Below are 23,940 nucleotides of genomic sequence, written 5' to 3' on the forward strand. Positions count from 1 at the left end.
TGGGGTCGAACGCGTGGGAGCCGAACGCGCGTTCCGGAACGCTTGGGTCCCGGAACGCGCGGGAGCGCGCGACCGCGGTCGCGCGCTCCCTCCGGCCCGGTGCCCCGGCCGGTCGTCAGCCGGTCATCCGGACTGATCACCCGAGCTGATCACCCGGGCCGGTCGCCCCGCCGGTCAGTAGACGACCGGCACGTCCACGGAGACGGACGTCGGACCGGGCAGGGGCGTGCCGCCTCCGCCGCCGGGCCCCGTGGGGCCGGGGGTGATCGTCACCGTGGCGCGGACCGTGGACCCGGAGGCCACGGTCGCGGTGACGCCCTCGACGGTGAAGACGTTGTTCCAGATGCTCAGCGCCCGGCGTCCGGAGCCGAGAAGGGGACCGCCGACGATCGCGCCGGAGACCTCCGCGCCGACGTCGCGGGGGTTGACCGGCGGCTCGGAGATGCCGAGGGCGCCGACGATCCCGTACACACGTACCTGGTCGCCGGTGACGTCCGCGCACGCCTTGACGTTCAGGCCCTGGATCGGTCCCGAGACGCTGCACGTGGTCGTCGTCGTGAGGGTCGCGGCCGACGCGGGGGCGGTCGTGGCGAGCCCCCCGGCCACGACCGTCCCCGCCGTCAGGAACGCGAGACCACGCTTGGCGATCTGGTTCATCGATTTCCTCCCATGGAACGGTGCCCGGCCCCGTGCCGAGCGCCCGCAAGAAAAAGATGTCATATGTGAAATTGCACATAAAGATCTTCAAGCCGAAGGGCAGGAAAACAGCTTGGAACGGTCCCGCGACGCGGCGATGACACGACCTCGCGCAACAGAACGGCGGTCCCGACCGCGCGGTCCACAGGTGGCTCATGCCCCCAGGCACCACCCCGCCGCCCTTGAAGGGTAGGACGAGGATCGTTCGCCGCAGCCTCAGCCGAACAGATCAGCCAGTACCGCCTGTGCTCTCGGGGAGGGTTCCTCCCCGGGGAAGAACCGTTCGCAGAGGCGGAGTGCGTCCTCGACGGAGGTGACGTCGGCGAGTCCGGCCAGGTGCCGGAGATCGTCCACATCGCGGATACGGGCGGCCATCGCTTTCATTGCGAAGATGTGCTCCGGTGACGCCGCCATCACACGCAGCCCTGGATGGTCGAAGACTCTCCGCTTGCCGGGATCGTCTTTCCCCGAGATGTAGACTGGCCTGCTCGTTCAACCACCAGGGCGGCAGGCTGAGATCCTCGGCCACCTGACGCGCCTCCTCCAGAACCACTCCGTGCGGCACGAAAAGCGCATCCACATCACGGGTCACCCGGACGGCGTCGTAGGCGAGCGCCATCGCGGCTCCGCCCACGACGAAGAGGTCGGCGACGACTCCCCGTCGCATCAGGCGCTCCCCGAGTGCGGTGAAAGCCCGTTCAAGCTCCGCCCGGCCGAGCAGCCCGTCATCTGCGCTGTTCATGCGGCCTCAAGGTCCTTGCGTGAAAGGTAGACACCGTGCTTGCGGAACGCGGCGGGCGCCCAGACGAGCGCATCCGCGCGCTGGCTGGCCAGTTCGGCAGGGAACCACGGTGACCGCAGAACCCGCGGCGCCGTCCAGTCAGGCGGAGCGAGATCGTGCTTGGCGGCGAGATGCTCGGCGACAGCGGCCAGCAACGCGTCCCACCGTTCGTCGCCCACCGGTTCCGGCTCCTCCAGGAACAACGCCGGCTGGGCGTCAGGGTCCTCCCAGCGATACTCCTCCAGAAACTCCCAAACGAGCTTCCAGCGGATTCTCTCATCGCTGCTGGCCTCCAGGCGCGCGGCGAGGTCGGCGAGTGCCATCGGACGGTAACCCATCTTCTCCTCCCGTTCGCCCAGGCAGACATCGATGTTACCGCCGGGCATCCGTTGTCGGACAGCCATCGCCCGCCGCGCGCTCGATGGGATCCGGGAGGTGCGGCCGGGGCGGCGGTTTGAGGTTCGTGTGGGCAGGAAGGGGCATTTTCGTCCGGCCGGATCCGCGACGGAGGGAGACACGGGATGTTCGAGGGGTTCGCCGAGGAGCGGATCGGCACCGGTGAGGCGGAGCTGTTCGTCCGGCACGGCGGCTCCGGGCCGCCGCTGCTGCTCCTGCACGGCCATCCCCGCACCCACGCGACCTAGCACCGGGTCGCGCCGCTGCTCGCGGACGGCTTCACCGTGGTCTGCCCCGACCTGCGCGGCTACGGCCGCTCGTCGAAGCCGCCGACCACCCCCGACCACGAGCCGTACTCCAAGCGGGCGATGGCCCGCGACTGCGTGGCGCTGATGCGCGCGCTGGGCCACGAGCGGTTCGCCGTCGCGGGCCACGACCGGGGCGCCTACGTGGCGCAGCGGGTGGCGATGGACCACCCGGACGCCGCGACCCGCCTCGTCGTGATGGACGCGGTGCCGATCGGCGAGGCGCTCGACCGGGCCGACGCCCGGTTCGCCGCCGCGTGGTGGCACTGGTTCTTCCTCGGGCAGACCGCCAAGCCCGCCGAGCGGGTGATCAACGCCGACCCCGACGCCTGGTACCGCGCGACGCCCGAGCAGATGGGCGCCGAGGCGTACGAGGACTACCGGCGGGCGATCCACGACCCGGCCGTCGTCCACGCGATGTGCGAGGACTACCGCGCGGGACTCGGCGTCGACCGGGCGACCGACGACGCCGACCGCCGGGCGGGCCGCAGGATCACCTGCCCGGTCCTGTTCCTGTGGGCCGAACGGGACGACATGGAGGACCTCTACGGCGACCCGCTGGCGATCTGGCGCGACTGGGCCGGCGACGTCCGCGGCACATCGATCGACTCCGGCCACCACATGGCCGAGGACGCCCCGGCGGAGCTGGCCGCCGAGCTGCGCCGCTTCCTCGGCACGCCACCGGCCTGAGCCCCGCGACGAGGCCGAGGCTCTTGCCGGGGGGGCGCCGTCAGTCCTGGAGCACCTCGCGCAGCCGGGCGGCGAACGCCTCGGGGACCGCGCCGAAGCCCCCGTGGTCGCCGGGGAACGTCTCGGACCGCCCGCCCAGCCGCTCGGCCAGGGTGAGGGCCGCCCGGTGGGGCGGCTCGCCCTCCGACGCCTCGCCCACGGCCGTCACCACCCGCGTCCCGGACGCGTGGAGCGCGTCGAGGTCGGGGGTGTATCCGGAGAACGACGGGACCTCTTGACGCGCTCCCCTGCCCAAGGCTGGAGATTCAGCCCGTACCGCGTCATGCGGCACCCCTGAGGCTTCCTGCTTCGTCGACCCGCGCCACCTCAAGCGGTGGTCTTACCAGGTCTCCACAGGCGTTTAGCCTGTCCGCCCGCCCGGCGGCCAGGATATTGATCGCCGCGTTGACGTCCCGGTCGTGGGCCACGCCGCAGGCGCAGATCCACGACCGGACGTTCAACGGCATCTGGTCTGCGAGGTTGCCACACGCAGAACAGAGCTTCGAGGAGGGGAACCAGCGATCGATCTTCGCGAAGGCCCGCCCGTACCGAGCAGCCTTGTACTCCAGCATCTCGACAAAGACCGACCAACCCGCATCATGGACGCTCTTGGCCAGTCTCGTGCGCGCTAGGCCCTTCACCGACAGATTCTCCACGTACACCGCTTGGTTGTCGCGAATGATGCCCGTGGAGAGCTTGTGGGCGAAGTCGCGGCGCGCATAGACCACCCGGGCGTGCGCCCGCGCGACCTTCACGACGGCCTTCTTACGGTTGTTCGACCCCTTCGCCTTCCGGCTGAGGTTCTGCTGGGCTTTCTTCAGGCGTCGTTCGGCGCGGCGCAGGAAACGCGGATTGTCGATCTTCCGGCCGTCCGACAGCACTGCGAAATGCGTCAGACCCAGGTCGACACCCACCTCGGATACAGTTTCCGACAGCGGCTCATCACTCACCTCGACCACGAACGATGCGAAGTACCGTCCAGCCGCGTCCTTGATGATCGCCACGGACGACGGTTCGGAGGGTAGATTACGAGACCAGCGCACGACCACGTCCCCGATCTTCGGCAGGCACAGCTTCCCGCTCGGGGTGATCACGAACCGGGCGTTCTTGGTGAACCGGATGGCCTGCCGGTTATCCTTCTTGGACCGGAACCGAGGTGGGGCGATCTTCGGTCCCTTGCGCTTGCCGGTGATCGAGGCGAAGAAGTTGCGGTAGGCGGCGTTCAGGTCCGCCAGTGCCTGCTGAAGCACCACGACCGACACCTCGGAAAGCCACGCGCGTTCCGGCGTCATCTTGGCCTGCGTTATGACCCGCTTGGACAGCTCCCCGTCGGAGACGTACGGCAACCCGGCCTCTCGGGCATCGGTACGTGCGCGCAGTCCGTCGTTGAACACCGTCCGCACACACCCGAAGGCCCGCGCCAGCGACTGGCGCTGGGCGGCGTCCGGGTAGAGCCGGTACTGGTAACGAAGCTGCACAGCCCTCATTGTGCCATTCGATCATGACTGAATGTATGAGAATCCGAGCGATCCATGAACACATCGACGACCACGCCAATGTGGGGTGGGCGGCAGCCGAAGCTACCGTGAGACGGTCAGGCGGCGGGCTGCCGACCCTGGTTGTCGAGGTGACAGCGGGCGGTCAGACGTCAGGATCGACTGCGGGGTGCGTGAAACGCACGGGCTTGCCCAGCGACCGGGCGTAGGCGATTTCGGCTCGGGTGCTGTCTCCGATGTAGTCGCCGACTACGAGCACCTCATCAGCGAGCCGGATCTTCGCCCGATGCAGATCGTCGAGTCGAACCTTCAGCGTCTCGGCCTCGACAGGATCGGACCAGAGTTCGTGCGGCGATTTCATGTCGCAACCCGGTTTGACGACAATCTTTTCGGCTGTGGTCTCCTGCAGATCGGCCTCGTTCATCTCGGTCATGAAGCGGGTGGAGCCGCAGATCACGACGATACGCGGAAGGTTCAACAGCTTCTTCGCGTCGGCGAGTTTCTCTTCGGGGGTGAGCAGTTGCGGGTATGACACTGGTTCCTCCTGGTGGTGTGGTCCAAGGGGTGCCTGCGGAGACGAGACCGAGGGTGTCCAAGATGTCATAGCCCGCGTCATGCAACGCATCCTCGCGCTGACCGCCGCGATCTGGCACAACTACACCACCGGACAAACCGTCCTACGCTCACTGATCGCCTACGATCACTGACCCCTTGGAATAGATCATCTAGCGGACGCTCGCGCACGGGCCTTCACCTCCGGCCTGAAGACCGGAGCACTGGCCCGCATTCAGGTAGCCGATGAAGAGCTCCATGTTCCGTCCCATCCGCGACATCATCTCCAGCGTCTCCGTGTCGGGCTCGCCCTGCGGAGCGTCGGCTCCCCCAGGAGGCGCTCCCGGGAGGCGCTCCCGGGAGGCGCTCCCGGTCACCGGCGTTGACGGCGTTCCGCGTCGTCCCCGCGTCCGCCGCGCCTCCGGTCTCCCCCTCCGCGGCGCCCGCTGGGGCCGCTGCCTCCCCCGAACCCTCCGGCCGCGCCGCGGCGTTGGCTGCGTATCCGGTCTCGAAGACCCGGTCCGCCGCCTCGGCCTCCTCAGCGCGGAAAGCGTCGCCACATCGCGGGGCGAGAGCACGCCAGCGGTCGCGCTCCGGCAGCACCGTACGGTCCCGGGGCGGCTCGTGCCGTACCGCCCGCGGAGCTTTCCGGACAGGCCGCACGCGTAACGCGACTTCGGCCCGTATTGGGGTGGCCGTGCCGTGCGGTGGCCCCGGGGCGGCGGGTCAGTCGCGGCCCTGCCAGGTCGTCACGCACGCCTCGTTGCCCTCGGCGTCGGCCAGGACCCAGAAGGCGGGCGCCTCGGAGTCGTACACCAGCACTCCCCCGGCGGCCAGCGCGGCCCGGATGCGGTGCGGCGCCTCGTCGTGGGGGACGGAGACGTCGAGATGGATCCGGTTGCGCTGGAGCCGCGGGGCGTCCATCTGCTGGAACCAGATCGCCGGCCCCTGACCCACCGGGTCGACGAGCGGGTCCTCGGGGCCGCTCGCGCCGGCCTCGTCGACGTAGCCCATGACGGCCTTCCAGAACGGGCGGATCGCGGCGATGTCGAGCGCGTCGACGGCGATCTCGAGGATCTGGTCCGACCGGCTCCCCCGGCCGGCGGTCTCCGGATCGGCGGCGTCCGGCCGGAGGCCCTGGTCCGCCGTCTCCGCTGTCTCCTTTGTCTCCTTTATCTCCGCGGCGGTGGTCCCGTCCGGCTGCGACTCCCGACCGGTGACCTCCGAGCCGGCGATCTCCGGGCCGGTGCGCAGGCCCAGCCCGCCCACGGCGGCGGAGATCAGGTGGGCGAGCTCGATCTCCTCCGGCGTCACCCCGGCCGCCGCGAGCGACTGGAGCGTGAGGACCACCCGGTCGCGGCGGACGTCCATCCAGAGGCTTCCGTCGGCCCGGTCACCGGCCGCGGCGGCGGCCCGGACGGCGACGTCGGCCCCTCTCGCCAGTGACGGCACGAGAACCGACGTGCGGAGCGCGCCCAGGACGTACCGCCAGCCGATGCCGCCGACGGCGTCGGAGATCTCCCGGCGGGTCGGTCTCCCGGCGGCGGCAGAGGGGTTCTGTGTCATCCCGCCATGATCACAGATTCTCCGGGCTCCGGAGCGCGGACCGGGTGCCGAAGCCTCGTGAGCCGAGGAGCGGGTGATCCTGGATCAGCTCTCGCATGATGACCGCCGTCAGGTTAATATCGGCTCAGATCACGTGAAAGCGCTTTCCAAGCGGGGCCGGCCCGGCTCCGCTCATGTGCGCGCCGGCGGTTGATGGTCAGGGTCTCCCACCTGATGCGCATGTGGTACCCGACGGGCGGTGCGCCACCGTGCACCGTACCGATGGCCCACGACCGTCCCGCCACACGAGGAGAGACATGCCCCTCATCACATCGAGATCCAGCGCGCCGGGGCGCCGCGCCGCGGCCCGCTGGGTGTCGGCCACGACCGCCGCCGCGTTGATCGTGGCGGCCCTCGCGACCGCCTCGGCGGCGCTGGCCGCCACGATGTTCAACGACGACTTCGAGGACGGCGAGGCAGGCGACTGGTCCAAGTCCGGGGGAAGCTGGTCGGTGGTGTCCGACGGGTCCAGGGCCCTGCGACAGGCCAAGCTCGACAGCGACCTGGCACGCGCATTCGCCGGCTCCTCCGCCTGGGCCGACTACGCCGTCCAGGCGCGGGTGCGGCCGCTCGCCTTCGACGGGGCCGCCCGCGTGGTCGGCCTGGCCGCCCGCTCGACCTCCTCCACCAGCTTCGACCGCCTGGTCCTGGTCAACGACGGCCGGGCCGAGCTGCAGGCGGTGCGCAGCGGCGCGGTGCGCGTGCTGGGCTCGCTGGCGCTGCCCGTCACGACCGGCGCCTGGTACACCCTGCGCCTGGAGGCGACGGGGACGACGGTGCGCGGCTGGGTGAACGGCATCGCGGTGGGCTCGGGGACCAGCCAGTCCGGCCGGGGTCGCGTCGGCGTGCAGACCTTCCGGGCGACCGCCTCCTTCGACGACGTCGAGGTGACCGGCGCGGGCTCCTCCCCGACGCCGACCGTCACCCCCACGGCCACCCCGACCGCCACCCCCACGGTGTCCCCCACCCCGACGGCGACCCCGACGCCGCCCGTCTCCGGCACACTGGTGGTCGCGCCGGGCGGCGACGACACCGCCCCCGGCACCCTGGACCGCCCGCTCGCCACCCTGCAACGGGCGGTCGATCTGGCCCGGCCGGGGAGCGTCATCGCCGTCCGCGGCGGGACCTATACCCCGGCCGCCAACGTCCAGATCATCAAGAGCGGCACCGCCGACCAGCCCATCACCCTGACCGCCTACAACGGCGAGCGCGTGGTCGTCGACGGCGAGCAGTTGCCCGCCACCCCCGCCCCGGTCGGCGGCAGCATCCCGGCCGCGCAGCGCGGCGTCCTCCACATGGAGGCCTCGCACTGGAGGATCTCCGGCCTGGAGATCGTCAACGGGCCCTACGGGATCTACTGCGCGCCGTGCAACGACAGTGTCTTCGAACGGCTCTCGGTCCACGACAACTACGAGACCGGCGTGCAGATCCAGGGCGCCTCGGGCGGCAACCTGATCCTGAACCTCGACAGTTACGGCAACCGCGACCCCCGCAAGAACGGGGAGAGCGCCGACGGCCTGGGGATCAAGGAGGGCAGCGGCGCCGGCAACGTCGTGCGGGGCGCCCGGCTGTGGAACAACTCCGACGACGGCTTCGACGCCTGGGAGTTCCTGTCGCCGATCCTGATCGAAGACAGCGTCGCCTACGGCAACGGCTTCAACCGGTGGAACCTGCCGAACTACACCGGCGACGGAAACGGCTTCAAGCTGGGCGGCGGGGACGTGGACCTGCCCGCGGCCCACGTGGTGCGCAACAGCGTCGCCTTCGACAACAAGGTCGGCGGGTTCATCGACAACGCCAACCCGGGCGCCATCTCGCTGGACCACAGCACCGCCTGGCGCAACGGCGGCACCGGCTTCGACCTCGCCGACGCCGACGGCACCCTCACCCACGACCTCGCGGTGGGCAACGGCAGGCAGGCGGACCTGGGCTCCTCCTCGACCGGCAGCGGCAACTCCTGGGACCTCGGCGGCACCTGGAACGACGCCGCCCTGCTCAGCACCGACTCCTCGACGCTGACCGGTCCCCGCCGCGCCGACGGGAGCATCCAGCCCTCGGACTTCCTGCGTCCCCGTGGCGGAGCGGACGTGGGAGCCCGCCTCTGACACCCCGCGGGGACGTCCGGAGGGCTCCCCCGCGAGGCGGCCTCGGCGGTCGTCCGGCGGAGGCCCTCCGGACGCCCGCCCGGGCGATTCAGGCCGCCGACAGGCGCAGCGCCTCGGCGGCGACGGCGTGGCGCAGGTCGCGGATGCCGGCGCGGCCCCGGAGCGGGTGGACGTTGTTGGTCAGCAGGACCGCCGTCAGCGCCCTGTCCGGATCCACCACCACCGACGTGCCGGTGAAGCCGGAGTGACCGTAGGCGTCGGCGAGCGGGCCGACGATGGCCGGGTCGCCGATGCGCACCCCGAGCCCGTGGCGGAAGGCCGCGCCGCGCACCCCCTGGTCGCGGGTCATCTCGGCGACCGACTCGGGCCGCAGGATCGGAGCGCCGCCGGTGCGCAGGGTTTCGGCGAACCGCAGCACGTCGTCGGCGGTGGCGAAGATCCCGGCGTGCCCGGCGACGCCGCCGAGGTCGTAGGCGGTCTCGTCGTGGACCTCGCCGCGCACGCATCCGCCGCCGGGGCGGCCGGGTGTGTCCTCGGTGGCGGCGATCCGGTCGCGCAGTGACGCCGCGGGCCGGTAGCCGGTGTCGGCCAGGCCGAGCGGACCGGTGACCCGGGCGCGGAGCAGCTCGTCCAGGGGCGCTCCCCCGGCGATCTCCGCGATCCGGCCCGCCGTGATCATGCCGACGTCGGAGTAGACGTAGCCGTGACCGAGGGGGTGCGGCGGCGGGGTGGTCAGGACGTGGTCGAGGTGCGCGGCGCGGAAGGCGGCTCCCATGCCGATGGCCTCGTGGCCGGGTGCCCGGCTGGGCGGGAAGCCCGCGGTGTGGGTGAGCAGGTGCCGCATGGTGAGCCCGGTGCGTGCGCCGGGCAGCCGGGCGGCGACCGGCTCGTCCAGGCCGAGCAGACCGTCCTCGGCGAGGGACAGGATGACGGCCGTGACGAAGAGCTTGGTGACGGACGCCAGGTCGAAGATCGAGTCGCGGCGGGCGGGCGGGCGGTCGTCGGCGAGCTTCCCGGAGGCGTCGGCGTAGCGGACCAGTTCCCCGGCCGCCGCGGCGGCCACCACGTCGCCGCCGACGGCGATCACGGCGACCGCCGCCGAGCAGGCGTCCGGTACGGCCGCCGTCAGGATGCCGTCGAGCCGGTCAGGCACGCCGCACGTCCTCGGTGGCCCGCTCCCCCGCCGGCACGCCGTCCAGCCGCGCTCCGTCGGCCCGGTCGCCGTCGGCCCGGCCACCGCCCACCCGTGCTCCGTCCACCCGCGCTCCGTCCACCCGGGCTCCGCCGCCCCGGGGATCCCCGGCGGCCGGGCGCGCCTCGCGGGCGTCCTCCAGCCGGTCACCGTGCGCGGCGAGCAGGTCCCGGGCCGCGTCGGCGCCGATCCCGTGCTCAATCACCAGCACCGCGATCTTGACGTTCCACTCCGCCTCCTCCAGCGCGGCGCGGGCGGCGGCGTGGTCGGCGCCGGTGAGATCGGAGACCATGCGGGTGGCCCGGCCCTCCAGCTTGGAGTTCATCGCCGACACCTCGATCATGGTGTTCCCGTAGGTGCGGCCCAGCTTGACCATGGTGATGGTGGACACCATGTTCAGGACCAGCTTCTGCGCGGTCCCGGCCTTGAGCCGGGTCGAGCCGGTCACCACCTCCGGGCCGACGACGACCTCGATCGGGTGGGCGGCGGCCGCGGACAGGGGCGTGCCGGCGTTGCACGACATGCCGACGGTCAGCGCGCCGCGGCGTTCCGCCTCGCCGAGCGCGCCGATCACGAACGGCGCCCGGCCGCTGGCGGAGACCCCCATCACCGCGTCGAGCGGGCCCACCTCCAGGCCGGCGACGGCGGCGATGCCGGCGGCCTCGTCGTCCTCGGCGCCCTCGACCGAGCGGGTCAGCGCGGGCTCGCCCCCGGCGATGACGCCCTGCACCAGCTCGGGATCGGTGCCGAAGGTCGGCGGGCACTCGGAGGCGTCCAGCACGGCCAGCCGGCCGGAGGTCCCCGCGCCCACGTAGATCAGACGTCCGCCCTGCCGCATCCGGTCGGCGACGGCGTCGATGGCGGCCGAGATCGCCGGTACGGCGGTGGCCACGGCGGCGGGCACCGTGGCGTCGGCCGCGTTCATCAGCCTGGCCACCTGCTCGGTCGAGAGCCTGTCGATCTGGCCGTAGCGCGGATCGCTCTGCTCGGTTGGCAGGTCGGCGAGTGGATCAATCATGACGCCCCATGTCGCTAATTTTCACCAAAGTCTTCTATTCTGCAAATTATCTTCTATGAATGGAGCGATGTCACTCGTGCGGACCGGAATCGAACGAGTTGTTCACGACCCCGCCCTCCTCGGCGGCGGACGGATCGGCCTCGTCACCAACCCCACCGGAGTGCTGCCCGACCTCACCCCGGGCGTGACCGCCCTGCTGTCGGCGGGTGTTCCGGTGACCGCGCTGCTCAGCCCGGAGCACGGGGTGCGCGGCGCCGCCCAGGACGGTTACGGCGAGGAGGCGGGCACCGACCCGGCCACCGGCCTGCCGGTCCTCGACACCTACGGCGCCGCGGGCGAGGCCCTGGACGAGCTGGTGGCGGCCTCGGGGGCCGACACCCTCGTCTTCGACATCGCCGACATCGGGACGCGGTTCTACACCTACGTCTGGACGATGTACGACCTCATGGCCTCCGCCGCCCGGCTCGGGGTGCGCTTCGCCGTACTGGACCGGCCCAACCCGCTCGGCGGGACCGTCGCGGAGGGGCCGCTCCTCGACCCCGCCTTCGCCAGCTTCGTGGGCCGCGCGGCGATCCCGCTGCGGCACGGGCTGACCGCGGGCGAGCTGGCGCGGCACGTCAACCGTTCCATCGGCGCCGACCTGCTGGTCGTCGAGGCCGAGGGGTGGCGGCGCGACATGCCGTACGCGGCCACCGGCCTGCCCTGGGTGATGCCCTCGGCGAACATGCCGACCCCGGACACCGCGCTGGTCTACCCCGGCACCGGCCTGTTCGAGGGCACGAACCTGTCGGAGGGCCGCGGCACGACCCGCCCCTTCGAACTCGTCGGCGCCCCCTACCTCGACGAGCGGTTCGCCGCCGGGCTGAACGCCCTGGACCTGCCGGGGGTGCGGTTCCGCGACGCGTGGTTCACCCCGGCCTTCCGCAAGCACGCGGGGCAGGCCGTACGGGGCGTGCAGCTCCACGTGCACGACGCCGAGGCGTTCCGGCCGGTGCTGACGGGGGTCTCGATGCTGCACCTGGCGCGCTCGCTGCACCCGGAGGAGTTCGGCTGGCGCCGCGGGGACGCCGTGCCTGAGGAGGAGGCCGGGCAGGGCGGGGACGGCGCCGCACCGGAGCGGAGGACCGCCCGGCCGTACTTCGCCGACCTGCTGTGGGGGTCGGACACGCTGCGCCGGACCCTGGACGCCGGGCAGGACCCGCGCGGGCTGTGCCCGGCCCCGGCCCACCCGGAGGTCTGGACGGGCGGCGAGCCGCTCCTGTACGGCTGAGCCCCCCGCACCGGCCGGGTCCCGCGACGCGGCGGAGCACCCGGCCGGGTGCGCGGCGCACCGCGCCGGGTCCGGGCTCGCGGCGTACGCCGCGGCCCCGGCCCGGGAGGCGGGCCGCCGGCTCAGCCGGCTCATCGGCACCCGGGACGCCGGCATCCGGCCGTCACCGCAGGGCGCGCCGGTAGAGCCAGAAGACCCGTTCGGCGCGCGCGCCCGCCGCCCGGGAGTAGAACCTGAGCGGTCCCACCCAGCCGATCTCCGCGTTCTCCTGGCCCGCGGCCCGCTGGTCGGCCAGGCAGCGGCGCAGCAGGACCCGGCCGACACCCAGCCCGCGCGCGGCGGGGGCGGTGCCCATCGGGCCGAACCAGGCGGGCCTGGCGCCCCAGGCGGCGAAGCCGAGGATCTCCGAGCCGCGGGCGGCGTAGTGGCAGCCGCCGGCGTGCTCGGCCTCCCACGCCCAGTTGTCGTTCCAGTGCTCCCGGATGAAGGCGAGCACCGTGTCGAGCCCCGCGCGGTCGCCGGGGCCGGCGGCGTGGACGGTGACGCCCGCCTCCGCCAGCCGTGCGACGTCGGCGTCGGTCGACAGGTCGGTGTCGGCGCCGAGGGAGGCGGTCATGTTCCAGGCGACGTCGTGGCGCTCGTAGCCGAGGCTCTCGGCCAGCGCCGCCGCCGCGGTGTAACGGACGTCGATCCCGGGCCAGGCGTAGCAGGGCGGGTTTCCCGCGAAGCGCGCCTCGGCGGCGCCCTCGGCCCGCAGCCAGTCCTCGGCGGCGGCGACCAGCGCGCGGCCCCGCCCCGCGTCCCGCGCCTCCGGGCGTACGGCGAGCAGGTCGATGTGCCCGACGGAGGGGTCGCGCTGGGACACGGACGCGAAGACGACGCCGCCGAGGTCGGCGGTGACCAGCGCGGTCCACCTGCGCCCCGCCGGAGGCGACGACAGGCTCGCCACCAGCTCCGGGGCCTCGGGGGCGTCCAGGGTGAGGGCGGCGGCGGCGATCTCGCGCAGCGCCGCCGCGTCCGCCGGGCCGGCCGTACGGACCACGATGCCTGCGGCCCCACCGGCCCCGGTGGCCGGAGCGTTCCCGGCGTCCGGGGCGGAGGCGGCGTGCTGTCCCATGGGGTTCGTCCTCATCCGATCGGGGTGGCGATGACGTCGCGTCGCTCGGGGTGGAAGCAGGCGTACTCCTGGGGGAAGCCCTCTCCCCGGCCGAGCAGCGGCAGCTCGTTCTCGCAGCGGTCGGTGCGGAACGGGCAGCGCCGCGCGAACAGGCAGCCCGCGTCGTGGTGGCTCTCGTTCAGCGCCTCGGTCGGCACCACGGGCTGCTCGCCCGGCTTCTCCAGCCCGTGCAGCACCGGGATGGCCGACAGCAGCGACTGCGTGTAGGGGTGCACCGGGTCGGCGATGATCGTCTCCACGTGGCCCCGCTCGACGACCTGGCCGCGGTAGATGACGTACAGCTCACCGTCGTCGCCGATGTAGCGGGCGGTCGCCACGTCGTGCGTGATGAACAGCACGCTGACGCCGAGCCGCTCGCGCAGGTCCTTCAGCAGCGCCAGGATGCCCAGCCGGAGCGACACGTCGATCATGGAGACGGCCTCGTCGGCGACGAGCATCTCCGGGTCGACGGTGAGCGCGCGGGCGATGACCACGCGCTGGCGCATACCGCCCGACAGCTGGTGGGGGTAGCGCGGCAGCACGTAGCCCGGGTCCAGCCCGACGAGGGCGAGCAGTTCCCCGGCCCGTTCGTCGGTCCACGCGCGGGAGCGGCCGGTCTGCTTGGCCCGCAGGGACAGCGGCGCGTCCAGCGTCTGGTGGATCGTGCGGGTCGGGTTGAGCGCCGAGTACGGGTCCTGGTGGATCATCTGGATCCGCCGGAAGTACGGCTGGCGCTGCCGGTGCCGCAGCGACGACATGGCGGTGCCGTCGATGACGATCTCACCGGCGTCGTAGCCCTCCAGTCCGGCGATGATCCGTCCCAGCGTCGTCTTGCCGCAGCCGGACTCGCCGATGAAGGACGCCGCGCCCCCCTTGGGGATCGCGAAGTCGACGCCGCGCAGGGCCTTCACCTCGCGGCCGGCGAGCACGCCGCCCCGCTGCTTGAAGGTCCTGGTGATGCCCGTTCCGGTGATCATGCCTGCTCCCCCGATGCTCCCGGCGTCGCGGCGGTCTCCCGCGCTCCCACGGTCTGCCGCGCCGCGGCCTCTCCCGTCTCCCCGGCCCGGTCCTCGACGCGGTCCTCCGCCTGGACCTCGACCCGGTCCGCGGCGCGGTCCTCGGCCTCGACCGCGTGGCAGGCCACGATGGACGTCCCCCGGACGACGACCGGCGGCTCCACCGTCTCGCAGACGTCCATGCGCCGTGGGCAGCGGTCCCGGAACACGCATCCCTGCTTCGGGATGGTGCCCAGCGTCGGGGGGCGGCCCGGCAGGGCGCTGGCCTCGTCGATGTCGCCCACCAGGCGCGGGATGGCCCGCAGCAGGCCCTGGGTGTAGGGGTGGCGTGCCGCCCTCAGCACGTCCATGGTGGGGCCCTGCTCGACGATCTGCCCGCCGTACATGACGGCCAGCCGGTCGGCGACCTCGGCGACCACGCCGAGGTCGTGGGTGATGATCATCGTGGTGAGGCCGCGCTCGGCGTGGACCTCGCGGACGATCCGCAGGATGTTCGCCTGCGTGATCATGTCGAGGGCGGTGGTGGGCTCGTCCAGCACCACCAGGTGGGCGTTGAGCACCAGCGCCAGCATGATGCCGACCCGCTGGCGCATGCCGCCGGACAGCTCGTGCTGGTGGGAGTCGAGGACCCGCGCGCCGTCCAGGCCCATCCGGCCCAGCAGCTCCCTGGCGTCCGCCACGAGGCCGCGCAGATCCTCGACGCCGTGCGAGCGGCCCAGGTCCAGCAACTGCTTGCCGACGGTCTTGAGCGGGTTGAGGGAGTTCTGGGCGGCCTGGAAGACGTAGCCGATGTGCCGGCCGCGCGCCTTGCGCAGGTCCTCCCCGCGCAGCGTCACGACGTCGCCGAGACCGTCGATCTCCACGCTGCCCTCGCTGATCCGGCCGGGCGGCTGGACGGCGTTGAGCAGCGACAGCGCCAGTGTGGACTTGCCGGAACCCGACTCGCCGACCACGCCGGTGATGGTGCCGGGCGGCAGCTCCAGGTCGATCCCGCGGATGGCGGGCAGTTCCCCGGACGGTGTCCGGTAGACGACGGTCAGGCCGCTGACGCGCACCCCCGGCGTCGCCCTGCCGGTGTTCTTGTCGGTGGTGGGCACCCGTCACTCCTCACGCAGGCGGGGGTTGAAGATCTCGTCCATCGCGTCGACGACGAGCACGATGCCCAGGGTGAGCAGCAGGATCGCCAGCAGCGGCGCCATGAGGTACGGCAGCGCGGCCGGCGACGACATCGCGCCTCCGCCGAACACGGCGAGGTTGAGCATCACGCCCCAGTTGTTGGCCTCGAACGGCAGGACGCCCAGGAAGAACAGGCCCACCTGCGCGTAGACCGCGCCGGTGACGGCGATGAGCATGTTCATCGCGATGAAGGGGGCCATACTGGGCAGCAGTTCCCTGCCGACGATGTGCGTCGTGGACAGCCCCAGACCGCGGGCGGCCTCGATGAAGCCGCGCTCACGCAGCGACAGCGTCTGCGCGCGCACGGCCCGCGCCACGCCGCCCCAGCCCAGCAGGCCGAGCACCAGGCCCATCTCCAGGGCGCTGTTGAACTTCCAGATCGTCGACAGCACCAGCAGCAGCGGCAGGCCGGGGATGGTGAGCTTCATATCGGTGATCCGCATGAGCACGGTGTCCCAGCGTCCGCGGCGGAACCCGGCGAACAGCCCGATGCCGGTGCCGAGGACCACCGTGATGACGGCGGTGACCAGGGCGGTCAGCAGGACGTACCGGGAGCCGGTGACCAGCAGCGACAGGACGTCGGTGCCCTCGAAGTCGGTGCCGAAGGGGTGTGCCCAGCTCGGCGGCGCGTACAGGGCGCTGGTGTCGCGGGGCAGGTGCTCGGGGTAGAACATCGGCCCGAAGATTCCCATGAACGCGAACCCGGCCACGATGACCGCGCCGAGCATGCGGCTGGGCTTGCGCTTGAGCACGCGCCAGACGCCGCGCCAGAAGTTGCGCCGCAGGGCGGCTCTGCCGCCGCCCACCGGGCCGCCGGCGGTGGCGCCGCCGGCCGCGGTGATGGTCTGCGCCGTCATGCGGCCCCCTCTCCGCTGCGCACCCGCGGGTCGATCACGGTGTAGAACAGGTCGGCCGCGATGTTCGCGATGATGATCGCCCCGGTGATCAGCAGGAACGCGCCGCCCATCAGGGCGTAGTCGCGCTCGGTGATGCTGTTGATGAGCATCAGCCCCAGGCCGGGGTAGTTGAAGATCCGCTCGATGAAGATCGCGCCGCCGAACAGCAGTCCCAGCGACAGCGCCAGGATGGTGAACAGCGGCAGGATCGCGTTGCGGGCCACGTAGCGGAAGATGAACCCGCGTTTGAGGCCGCGCAGCTCGGCGGCGAGGATGAAGTCGTCGCCGAGGACGGTGACCACGCTCGACTTCATCGCCAGGATCCAGCCGCCGTAGCTGGCCAGCGCGTAGGTCAGCACCGGCAGCGTGGCGTGCGAGACGAGCGAGCCGATGTACCCGGCGTTGAAGCCCGGCTCGAACATGATGTCGGCCGTGCCGCCCGCGGGCAGGATCGGGATGAGCGTGGTGAACACGGCGCCCAGCAGCAGCGCGAGCACGTACTGGGGGACGCCGTGCAGCAGCGACCCGGAGATCGCAAGGATGTCGCCGAGCTTGCCCGAGCGCCTGATGGCGGCGTAGACCCCCATGATGACGCCGATCAGGAAGCTCAGCAGCGTGCCCACCAGCACGGGAAGAATGGTCCACTTGGCGGCGGAGAACAGCACGGTCGACACGCCCACGCCCGGCACGGTCAGCGACTGGCCGAGGTCCAGGCGGAGCAGGCCGCTCATGTAGTCGACGTACTGCTGCCACATGCCGCCGGTCGGGGCGAAGCCGTAGAGGACCTCGACGGACTGCTGCGCCGCCTCGGGCGACATGCCCTGCTCGACGAGCTTCTCGTACTTGGCGGCCATGGGGTCACCGGGGATGCTCCTGATGACGAAGAAGCTGACCGTGGTGACTATCAGAACCATGACGAGCCCGCGGGCCAGGTGGCCCGCGAGCTTTCTTGCGATCATCGTCATACGCTGCTACTTCTTCTTGACCATGCCGAGCTGGATCCACACGCCCGACGTCTGGCGGAGCAGGTCGCTGTCGTTCTGCGGGAATCCGGTGAAGCGGCTGGTGTTGATGAACTGGGTGTTCACGTAGTCCCAGAGCTGGATGACCGGGAGGTCCTGGTTGGCCGCCTTGGCGAGCTGGCCGACGATGGCCTTCTGCTCGTCCTCGGGGGCGGAGTTGAGCTTGGCGGTGAGCTCACCGGGGTTGATCTTCTGGCCGTCGACCTCGATGGTCTCCGGGCCGCCCATCCAGTTGCCGTTCTTGCCGGGCGCGGAGTGCTTGACCTTGCCGCCCAGGTTGGCCCAGCCGTTGGAGGCGCCGTAGAGGCGCTGGTAGATGTTGTACGGCGCGGGGCCGAGCGCGGTCAGCCAGAACCCGACGTCGTACTTGCCCGCCGCGATCTCCTCAAGGTAGATCGGGTAGTCGGCGACGGTCAGCACCTCGGCGTCGATCCCGGCCGCGTTGAGCTGGCTGGTGATCGCCTTGGCGCCGGAGACCCAGTCGGAGAACGGCGCCGGGACGTTGATGGAGAACTTCCACGGCGTGCCGTCGGGCAGCGTCCACTTGCCGCCCTCCTTCTTGAGGCCGGCCTCCTTGAACTCCTGCTCGGCCTTGGCGGCGTCGAGCTTGTACGGCTCCAGCTTGCCCAGCTCGTCGCCGAGCCACTCGGCGGCGGGCTGCTGGTGGATGCCGGTGGTGGTGACCGACGCGACGCCGCCCTCGGGCGAGGCGATCTTGGTGATCTCGGCGCGGTCGATCAGGTAGGCCAGGCCGCGGCGGACGTGCACGTTGTCGTAGGGCTTCTTGGTCTGGTTGAACGCCAGGCCCAGCGCCACCGGGGAGAAGCCCTTGACGACGGCGTTGCCCGGGGTGGCCGCGATGCGCTTCATCACGTCGGCGGGCACCGCGGTGAACGGCGCGTTGTCGAGCTTGCCGGCGATGAGGTAGTTCCAGATCTGCTCGTTGCCGGTGTAGTTGAGCAGCTTGACCTGGTCGGGGCCGACATTGGCGGCGTTGTAGAAGTTCTTGTTCTTGACCAGCAGCGCCTCGCCGGGGTTCATCCGCTCCAGCGTGTAGGGGCCGGCGGAGACGTCCTTGGGCGGAGCGAAGGCGATGACCTTCTCCGCCAGCGCGGTGATCTCCTCGCGGGCCTTGTCGGCGTCGGCGCCCTCGCCGCGGGCGGCCTTCAGCTTGTCCCAGAAGTCGGCGGGCAGCACGCTCTCCCAGACGTGCTTGGGCACGACCGCGCTGTCCATGACGCCGCGCACGAACGTGACGCTGGGGTTCTTCATGTCCTGGGAGATCTTGACGGTCTTGTCGTCGACCACCTCGACCTCGGAGGCGGCGCCGGCCGCGCCCGGGGTGATCGCGAAGGCCGTGCTGCCCTGGGTGTAGGCGAGGGCGATGGAGAACTTGACGTCCTCGGCGGTGACCGGCTTTCCGTCGGACCACTTGTTGTTCGGCTGCAGGTGCAGCGTGATCGAGGAGTTGTCCGGCGCGATGTCCCAGCTCGCCGCGATGCCCGGGTAGAACTGGTTCGGGTCGGTCAGGTGGTTCTTCGCCCAGCCGAGCTTCATGACGTTGTAGCCGGAGAACGCGTTGCCCTTGGGGCTCCACGGGTTGATCGGGCCGTTGACGTCGAGGCCCGGCTTGGTGCCGTCGATCGTGGTGTAGAGACCACCGCCGCCACCCGTGCCGCCCGCGGCGGACTTGTCGTCGGTGTTGCCGCTGCACGCCGTGACGGCGGCGAGGCCGAGCAGTGCCGCTACGGCCGCTAGTCGCTTCATGAACCACTCCGTTGGGGCTTACGTGGCCGGGTTAGCCGGGGTTGACCGGACCCTATGTTCGGCCCGTGAGGGACGTCAATAATCTCCAGACGTTGTGAGAATCCTGTAACTTTCCTTCATTGCTCCTCGGGGGCCGTCCAGAGCCGCTCTTCGGTACGGCACGCCCGCTCCCGTCGCACGACGCGCCCGACCGTACGGGTTCCGCCCTGGTCACGCGGCGGTCCCACCCGGTCGCGGGGGATGCCCAGGGAGGCTACCCGGCAATAGGTCATGGAGTGGCAAAAACCCCATCAAGGACGTGAACGGCGCCTCGGGGCGCGGCATGATGCCCGCTCGTGACCGAGACGGAACGCAGTTCACCGGAAAGGGGCCGGCCGTGGCGCAGAAGGTGATCCTGGTCGACGACCTCGACCACTCCGAGAGCGCGGATGTGACGAAGCGGGAGTTCTCCCTGCTGAACCGGACCTTCGCCATCGACCTGTCCGACGACAACCAGCGGCGGCTGCGCGAGGCCCTCGGCCTGATCGAGAAGGTCCTGGAGAGCTCCCGGGAGGTCAGGCAGGCGTCGCGTTCGCGGCGGCCCGCCGACGCCCCCGTCCGCCTGCGCGGGCACACCACCACCGACGTCCGCGAATGGGCCCGCGAGCAGGGGCTGGAGGTGCCGGTCAGGGGCCGTGTCCCGGAGGAGGTGCTCGAACGGTTCCTCACCGCCCACCCCGGCGCCGCACCGGACCGGGAGGCCGCACCGGACCGGGCAGAGGCGGAGTAGGCGGAGACGGCGCGGACGGCCGAGGCGGCGTAGGGGCCCGTGCCGCGGACCCGCGCTACCCTCCTTCGAGGGGGTGAGCGCGCTGGCCACGGAGGTCTCCGGCACGGGCGAGGAGGGCGGCCTCGACGTGCGCGAACTGCGCGACGCCGGGGAGTTCGAAGACGTCGTGCGACTGTTCGACGCGATCTGGCGCCCCGACCCGGGCAACCGGCCGATCACGGTAGAGCTGATGCGGGCGCTGTCGCACGCGGGCAACTACGTCGCCGGCGCCTACGAGGGCGGGCGCCTGGCGGGGGCGTCGGTGGCGTTCCTGGCCGCTCCGATCGGCCGGGCGCTGCACTCCCACGTCACCGGCGCCCTTCCCGGCCGCGGCGCCGGGCTCGCCCTGAAGCTGCACCAGCGCGCCTGGGCGCTGGAGCGGGGCCTGGACCGCGTCACCTGGACCTACGACCCGCTGGTCCGCCGCAACGCCCACTTCAACCTCGTCAAGCTCGCCGCCCGCGCCGAGGAGTACCTGCCGTCGTTCTACGGGGCCATGGACGACGCCATCAACGCCGGGGACGAGTCGGACCGGCTGCTCGCCGTGTGGCACCTGCCGGAGCCGCGCGTGCTGGCGGCCGCGCGGGGCGAGCCGTACGTCCCGGAGGTGCCCGCGGACGCGGTGACCGGCCTGGCCTCCCTGGGCGGTCTGCCGGCGCCGGGCCCGGTGGAGACCTGGGGTGGGGCCCGGACGGTGCTGGTGGCCGTGCCCGGGGACATCGAGGCGCTGCGCCGGGCCGACCCGGAGGCGGCGCGGGCGTGGCGGCGCGCCGTACGGGAGGTGCTGGGCGGACTGCTGGCGGAGGGCGCCCGGGTCACCGGCTTCGACCGCCGGGCCGGCTACGTCGTGGAACGACCCGGCCCATGAGAAACGGGCGGGTCACGTCGTGGAACGGCCCCGGCCGCGAACGGCGTGAGCGCACGAACGACCCGGGCGCATGAGTGGCATGAGTGAAGGGAGAGGCGGCGCGGGCCGCACACCATGAAGATCACCGGAATCGAGCTGCGGCGGATCGCGATGCCGCTGGTGGCGCCGTTCCGCACCTCGTTCGGCACCGAGACCGAGCGCGACGTGCTGCTCGTGCGGGTCGTCACCCCCGACGCCGAGGGCTGGGGCGAGTGCGTGGCCATGTCGGAGCCGCTGTACTCCTCCGAGTACGTGGACGGCGCCGCCGACGCGCTGCGCCGCTTCCTGATCCCCGCCCTGCCCGCGCACGCCGACGCCGAGGCCGTGAACAGGGCGATGGAGCCGTTCAAGGGCCACCGCATGGCCAAGGCCGCCCTGGAGACCGCCGTGCTGGACGCGTCGCTCCGCACCTCGGGGCGGTCCCTCGGCTCGTTCCTCGGCGCCTCCCGCGACCGGGTGCCCTGCGGCGTGTCGGTCGGCATCATGGACTCGGTCCCCGAGCTGCTCGACGCCGTGGAGGGCTACCTGGACGAGGGGTACGTCCGGGTCAAGCTGAAGATCCAGCCGGGCTGGGACGTGGAGCCGGTGCGGGCCGTACGCGAGCGGTTCGGCCCGGACCTGCTCCTGCAGGTCGACGCCAACGCCGCCTACACCCTCGGCGACGCCCCCCGGCTGGCCGCGCTCGACGCCTTCGGTCTGCTGCTCGTCGAGCAGCCGCTGGCCGACGACGACATGGTGCAGCACGCCCGGCTCGCCCGGCGGATCGCCACCCCGATCTGCCTGGACGAGTCGATCGAGTCGGCCCGGCACGCCGCCGCCGCCATCTCCCTGGGCGCGTGCTCGATCATCAACGTCAAGCCCGGCCGGGTGGGCGGCTACCTCGAGGCGCGCCGCATCCACGACCTGGCCCGTGCCCACGGGGTGACGCTGTGGTGCGGCGGGATGCTGGAGACCGGCGTCGGCCGCGCCGCCAACCTCGCCCTGGCCGCGCTGCCCGGCTTCACCCTGCCGGGCGACACCTCCGCCTCGCGCCGTTACTTCGCGACCGACGTCACCGCCCCGTTCGAGCTGCGCGACGGCCACCTCGACGTCCCCACCGGCCCGGGCATCGGCGTCGACCCGCTCCCCGGCGTCCTGGACGAGGTCACCGTCTCCACGGAGTGGATCCCGCTCTGACCCGGGCCGCGCGCCGCGGCACGGGGCTCGGCAGAGGCCCCTTCCGGAGCCCTGTGGAGCCTCAGTGCTTCGGTGTGCCGACGCCCATGTCCGGGACGAACTGGGTCATGCACCCCATGGGGTCGTCCGCCGTGCCGCAGAGGACCGGCCAGCTGAGGAACGGCCCGTACTTGAGCTGCCGGTTGACCCTGGAGATGGGGCCGAACGCGCTGTCCGGGCCGTATTTGCTGCGCGTGCCGAACCTGTCGGTGAAGGGGACCCCAGCGCGGGTGTCGGCCCGGACCTCGCCGGCCCGGTCCGGCGCGGCCGCGTTCTCCGCCTGCCCGGAGGAGGGGGCCGCCTGCGTCTGCCCCTGCCTCGACGGAGCCTGCCCGCCTCGCTCCGAGCGCCTCGACGCCGGCCGTCCCAGCCGGCTGCGGTTCGTGGCCTCCCGCCCGGCGAACCGTCCCCGCCCCTTGCCCGCCGCCTCTTCAGAGGAGGACGCGTCCTCGCCCTGCGCCGGCGCGGCGGCCTGCCGCCCCGGTACGGCGTGCCGCCGCGCCGCGTCCCGCCGCTCGGCCGAGGCCCCGCCCCGCCGCTCGGACAGCGTCTCACCCTGCCGTCCGGGAACCGCCCTGTCCTGCCGGAACCCGGCGTCGTCCCGCCGTACACCGGAGTCCCGCCGTACGCCGGAGCCGCGCGTGCCGGGGCCGCGGGCGCTCGACCGCCGGACGCCGGGGCCGTGGACGCCGGGTGCCCGGACGCCGGTGACCGGATCCCCGGCAGTGGAGCCGGAGGCGAACCCGAAGGCGGACCCGGAGGTGTCCGCCTGGCAGACGCCCCCCGGCACGGCGAGGAGGGCGGTGCCCAGGGCGGCGAGCGAAAGCTTCGCCATTGTGCCCACCGAAGAACTCATAATTAGCCCTTTCCGGACATTTCATCCTATTAATGCGCCACACATCTTCTAAACCGCCGGTCACCAGATACCCGGTCACTTTCTGCGATAACGAGAAATAGTTAATCGTGGCATTTGATTTATGGATGGAGCCGGAAATTTACCGGTGGAATCAACGGCGATACCGCGCTGTGGCCGTCGCCCTCCGACGCCCAAGGCCGCGCAACGCGCCGGAAGCGGCCCGCCCAAGGCCGCACGGCACCACGGAGACGGCCCGTCCTTCGGCCGCTCCTCGAAGGCGGCGTGCTTCAGCCCTTCAGCGCGGCGGGAAGCCGCTCCAGCAGGCCCTTCAGGTCGTTGGCGTGCTCCTCCTCCTGGGCGAGGAGGTCCTCGAAGACGCGCCGGGTCGTCACGTCGCGGTCGCCGAGCCACTGGACGATCTCGGTGTAGGAGGCGATGGCGACCCGCTCGGCCACCAGGTCCTCCTTGATCATCTCGACGAGGTCGAGGCTGTCGTCGTACTCGGCGTGCGAGCGCAGGGTCAGCGTCTCGGGGTTGAAGTCCGGTTCGCCGCCGAGCTGCGTGATGCGCTGGGCGAGGCGGTCGGCGTGCTCCTGCTCCTCCGCCGCGTGCTCCAGGAACTCCGCGGCCACGGGCTCGGCGTGGATCCCGGTGGCGGTGTAGTAGTGCCGCTTGTACCGGAGCACGCAGACCAGTTCCGTGGCCAGCGCCTCGTTGCACACCTGGATGACCCGCGGAAGGTCGGCGCCGTAGGCGGACGTGATCGGCCCCTTGTCGATCTCCTGGCGGGCCCGGGCGCGGATCTCCTTGATATCGGTGAGAAATTCAGCCATGCGTTTCCTGTACCCACCGCACCCCTTTCATTCCGTTTTTTACCATTTCCGGGTGGCGCCTGACCGGGAACGGAGGCCAGGCCGCCGCCCGGCGACCCGGCCGTCTCCACCCGGGAGCCCGGGAGCCCGGCCGCCCATGGTCG

General features: G+C 71.9%; 24 protein-coding genes. 7 read left to right on the forward strand and 17 right to left on the reverse strand.

Annotated elements, in window-relative coordinates; genetic code table 11:
• Window positions 1–174: 174 nt before the first annotated feature.
• The 3 genes from AB0D67_RS21785 to AB0D67_RS21795 form a co-directional block, all read right to left on the reverse strand.
• A complete protein-coding gene (locus AB0D67_RS21785; RefSeq protein WP_362938455.1) occupies window positions 175–657 on the reverse strand; it encodes a hypothetical protein in 483 nt (160 codons plus the stop codon).
• Between the two features lie 255 nt (window positions 658–912).
• Window positions 913–1,071 (reverse strand): hypothetical protein, encoded by a 159-nt coding sequence (locus tag AB0D67_RS21790; RefSeq protein WP_362938458.1) that lies wholly within the window; start codon window positions 1,069–1,071, stop codon window positions 913–915.
• Between the two features lie 363 nt (window positions 1,072–1,434).
• Window positions 1,435–1,863, reverse strand: a complete 429-nt coding sequence (locus AB0D67_RS21795) for a hypothetical protein (RefSeq protein ID WP_362938461.1) — start codon at window positions 1,861–1,863, stop codon at window positions 1,435–1,437.
• Between the two features lie 135 nt (window positions 1,864–1,998).
• Between AB0D67_RS21795 and AB0D67_RS21800 the strand changes: the two genes are divergently transcribed.
• Entirely contained in the window at window positions 1,999–2,121 is a 123-nt protein-coding gene (locus AB0D67_RS21800; RefSeq protein ID WP_362938464.1) for a hypothetical protein, read from the forward strand.
• 15 nt (window positions 2,122–2,136) lie between these two features.
• Entirely contained in the window at window positions 2,137–2,868 is a 732-nt protein-coding gene (locus tag AB0D67_RS21805) for an alpha/beta hydrolase (RefSeq protein ID WP_362938630.1), read from the forward strand.
• A gap of 40 nt (window positions 2,869–2,908) precedes the next feature.
• Here the strand turns inward: AB0D67_RS21805 and AB0D67_RS21810 are convergent, their stop codons facing one another.
• The 4 genes from AB0D67_RS21810 to AB0D67_RS21825 form a co-directional block, all read right to left on the reverse strand.
• On the reverse strand, window positions 2,909–3,163 hold the full coding sequence (locus tag AB0D67_RS21810) for a hypothetical protein (RefSeq protein WP_362938467.1): 255 nt from the start codon (window positions 3,161–3,163) through the stop codon (window positions 2,909–2,911).
• A gap of 25 nt (window positions 3,164–3,188) precedes the next feature.
• Window positions 3,189–4,385 (reverse strand): transposase, encoded by a 1,197-nt coding sequence (locus AB0D67_RS21815; protein WP_362938470.1) that lies wholly within the window; start codon window positions 4,383–4,385, stop codon window positions 3,189–3,191.
• Between the two features lie 163 nt (window positions 4,386–4,548).
• Entirely contained in the window at window positions 4,549–4,938 is a 390-nt protein-coding gene (locus tag AB0D67_RS21820) for a hypothetical protein (RefSeq protein ID WP_362938473.1), read from the reverse strand.
• A gap of 743 nt (window positions 4,939–5,681) precedes the next feature.
• Window positions 5,682–6,521, reverse strand: a complete 840-nt coding sequence (locus tag AB0D67_RS21825) for a VOC family protein (protein WP_362938476.1) — start codon at window positions 6,519–6,521, stop codon at window positions 5,682–5,684.
• A 296-nt stretch (window positions 6,522–6,817) separates the two neighbouring features.
• Here AB0D67_RS21825 and AB0D67_RS21830 point away from each other — a divergent pair, with 296 nt between their 5' ends.
• The gene (locus AB0D67_RS21830) at window positions 6,818–8,665 is read left to right on the forward strand and encodes a right-handed parallel beta-helix repeat-containing protein (protein WP_362938479.1); all 1,848 of its coding nucleotides are present in this window, start codon (window positions 6,818–6,820) and stop codon (window positions 8,663–8,665) included.
• Window positions 8,666–8,753: 88 nt separating this feature from the next.
• Here AB0D67_RS21830 and AB0D67_RS21835 read toward each other — a convergent pair whose 3' ends face one another.
• Window positions 8,754–9,818, reverse strand: a complete 1,065-nt coding sequence (locus AB0D67_RS21835; protein ID WP_362938482.1) for a serine hydrolase domain-containing protein — start codon at window positions 9,816–9,818, stop codon at window positions 8,754–8,756.
• Window positions 9,811–10,875 (reverse strand): N-acetylmuramic acid 6-phosphate etherase, encoded by a 1,065-nt coding sequence (gene murQ, locus AB0D67_RS21840; protein WP_362938485.1) that lies wholly within the window; start codon window positions 10,873–10,875, stop codon window positions 9,811–9,813. The genes AB0D67_RS21835 and murQ overlap by 8 nt, the downstream gene beginning before the upstream one ends.
• 67 nt (window positions 10,876–10,942) lie before the next feature.
• On the opposite strand from murQ, the gene AB0D67_RS21845 reads away from it, so the two are divergent.
• Complete coding sequence (locus AB0D67_RS21845; RefSeq protein ID WP_362938488.1) at window positions 10,943–12,145, forward strand: DUF1343 domain-containing protein; 1,203 nt, start codon at window positions 10,943–10,945, stop codon at window positions 12,143–12,145.
• Window positions 12,146–12,308: 163 nt separating this feature from the next.
• Here the strand turns inward: AB0D67_RS21845 and AB0D67_RS21850 are convergent, their stop codons facing one another.
• From AB0D67_RS21850 to AB0D67_RS21875, 6 genes are read right to left on the reverse strand one after another with little or no spacing between them, the layout of a single operon-like run.
• Entirely contained in the window at window positions 12,309–13,262 is a 954-nt protein-coding gene (locus tag AB0D67_RS21850; RefSeq protein ID WP_362938491.1) for a GNAT family N-acetyltransferase, read from the reverse strand.
• Between the two features lie 11 nt (window positions 13,263–13,273).
• Entirely contained in the window at window positions 13,274–14,278 is a 1,005-nt protein-coding gene (locus tag AB0D67_RS21855) for an ABC transporter ATP-binding protein (RefSeq protein WP_362938494.1), read from the reverse strand.
• On the reverse strand, window positions 14,275–15,414 hold the full coding sequence (locus AB0D67_RS21860; protein ID WP_362938497.1) for an ABC transporter ATP-binding protein: 1,140 nt from the start codon (window positions 15,412–15,414) through the stop codon (window positions 14,275–14,277). Before AB0D67_RS21860 ends, AB0D67_RS21855 begins: the two co-directional genes overlap by 4 nt.
• Before the next feature lie 3 nt (window positions 15,415–15,417).
• Complete coding sequence (locus tag AB0D67_RS21865) at window positions 15,418–16,350, reverse strand: ABC transporter permease (RefSeq protein ID WP_362938500.1); 933 nt, start codon at window positions 16,348–16,350, stop codon at window positions 15,418–15,420.
• Window positions 16,347–17,348 carry an ABC transporter permease gene (locus tag AB0D67_RS21870; protein WP_362938503.1) on the reverse strand — a complete coding sequence of 334 codons (1,002 nt, stop codon included), beginning with the start codon at window positions 17,346–17,348 and terminating at the stop codon, window positions 16,347–16,349. Before AB0D67_RS21870 ends, AB0D67_RS21865 begins: the two co-directional genes overlap by 4 nt.
• A gap of 12 nt (window positions 17,349–17,360) precedes the next feature.
• Window positions 17,361–19,178 carry an ABC transporter substrate-binding protein gene (locus AB0D67_RS21875; RefSeq protein WP_362938506.1) on the reverse strand — a complete coding sequence of 606 codons (1,818 nt, stop codon included), beginning with the start codon at window positions 19,176–19,178 and terminating at the stop codon, window positions 17,361–17,363.
• A gap of 376 nt (window positions 19,179–19,554) precedes the next feature.
• Between AB0D67_RS21875 and AB0D67_RS21880 the strand changes: the two genes are divergently transcribed.
• From AB0D67_RS21880 to menC, 3 genes are all read left to right on the forward strand, one after another.
• Entirely contained in the window at window positions 19,555–19,947 is a 393-nt protein-coding gene (locus tag AB0D67_RS21880; protein ID WP_362938509.1) for an Lsr2 family protein, read from the forward strand.
• A 73-nt stretch (window positions 19,948–20,020) separates the two neighbouring features.
• Entirely contained in the window at window positions 20,021–20,854 is an 834-nt protein-coding gene (locus tag AB0D67_RS21885; protein ID WP_362938512.1) for a GNAT family N-acetyltransferase, read from the forward strand.
• 114 nt (window positions 20,855–20,968) lie between these two features.
• Window positions 20,969–22,069 (forward strand): o-succinylbenzoate synthase, encoded by a 1,101-nt coding sequence (gene menC / locus AB0D67_RS21890; RefSeq protein ID WP_362938515.1) that lies wholly within the window; start codon window positions 20,969–20,971, stop codon window positions 22,067–22,069.
• Between the two features lie 61 nt (window positions 22,070–22,130).
• On the opposite strand, the gene AB0D67_RS21895 is transcribed toward menC, so the two are convergent.
• The gene (locus AB0D67_RS21895; RefSeq protein WP_362938518.1) at window positions 22,131–22,943 is read right to left on the reverse strand and encodes a hypothetical protein; all 813 of its coding nucleotides are present in this window, start codon (window positions 22,941–22,943) and stop codon (window positions 22,131–22,133) included.
• A gap of 308 nt (window positions 22,944–23,251) precedes the next feature.
• Entirely contained in the window at window positions 23,252–23,797 is a 546-nt protein-coding gene (locus AB0D67_RS21900; protein ID WP_362938521.1) for a ferritin-like domain-containing protein, read from the reverse strand.
• Between the last annotated feature and the right edge of the window lie 143 nt (window positions 23,798–23,940).

Source organism: Streptosporangium sp. NPDC048047 (assembly GCF_040653115.1).
Lineage (GTDB): Bacteria > Actinomycetota > Actinomycetes > Streptosporangiales > Streptosporangiaceae > Streptosporangium.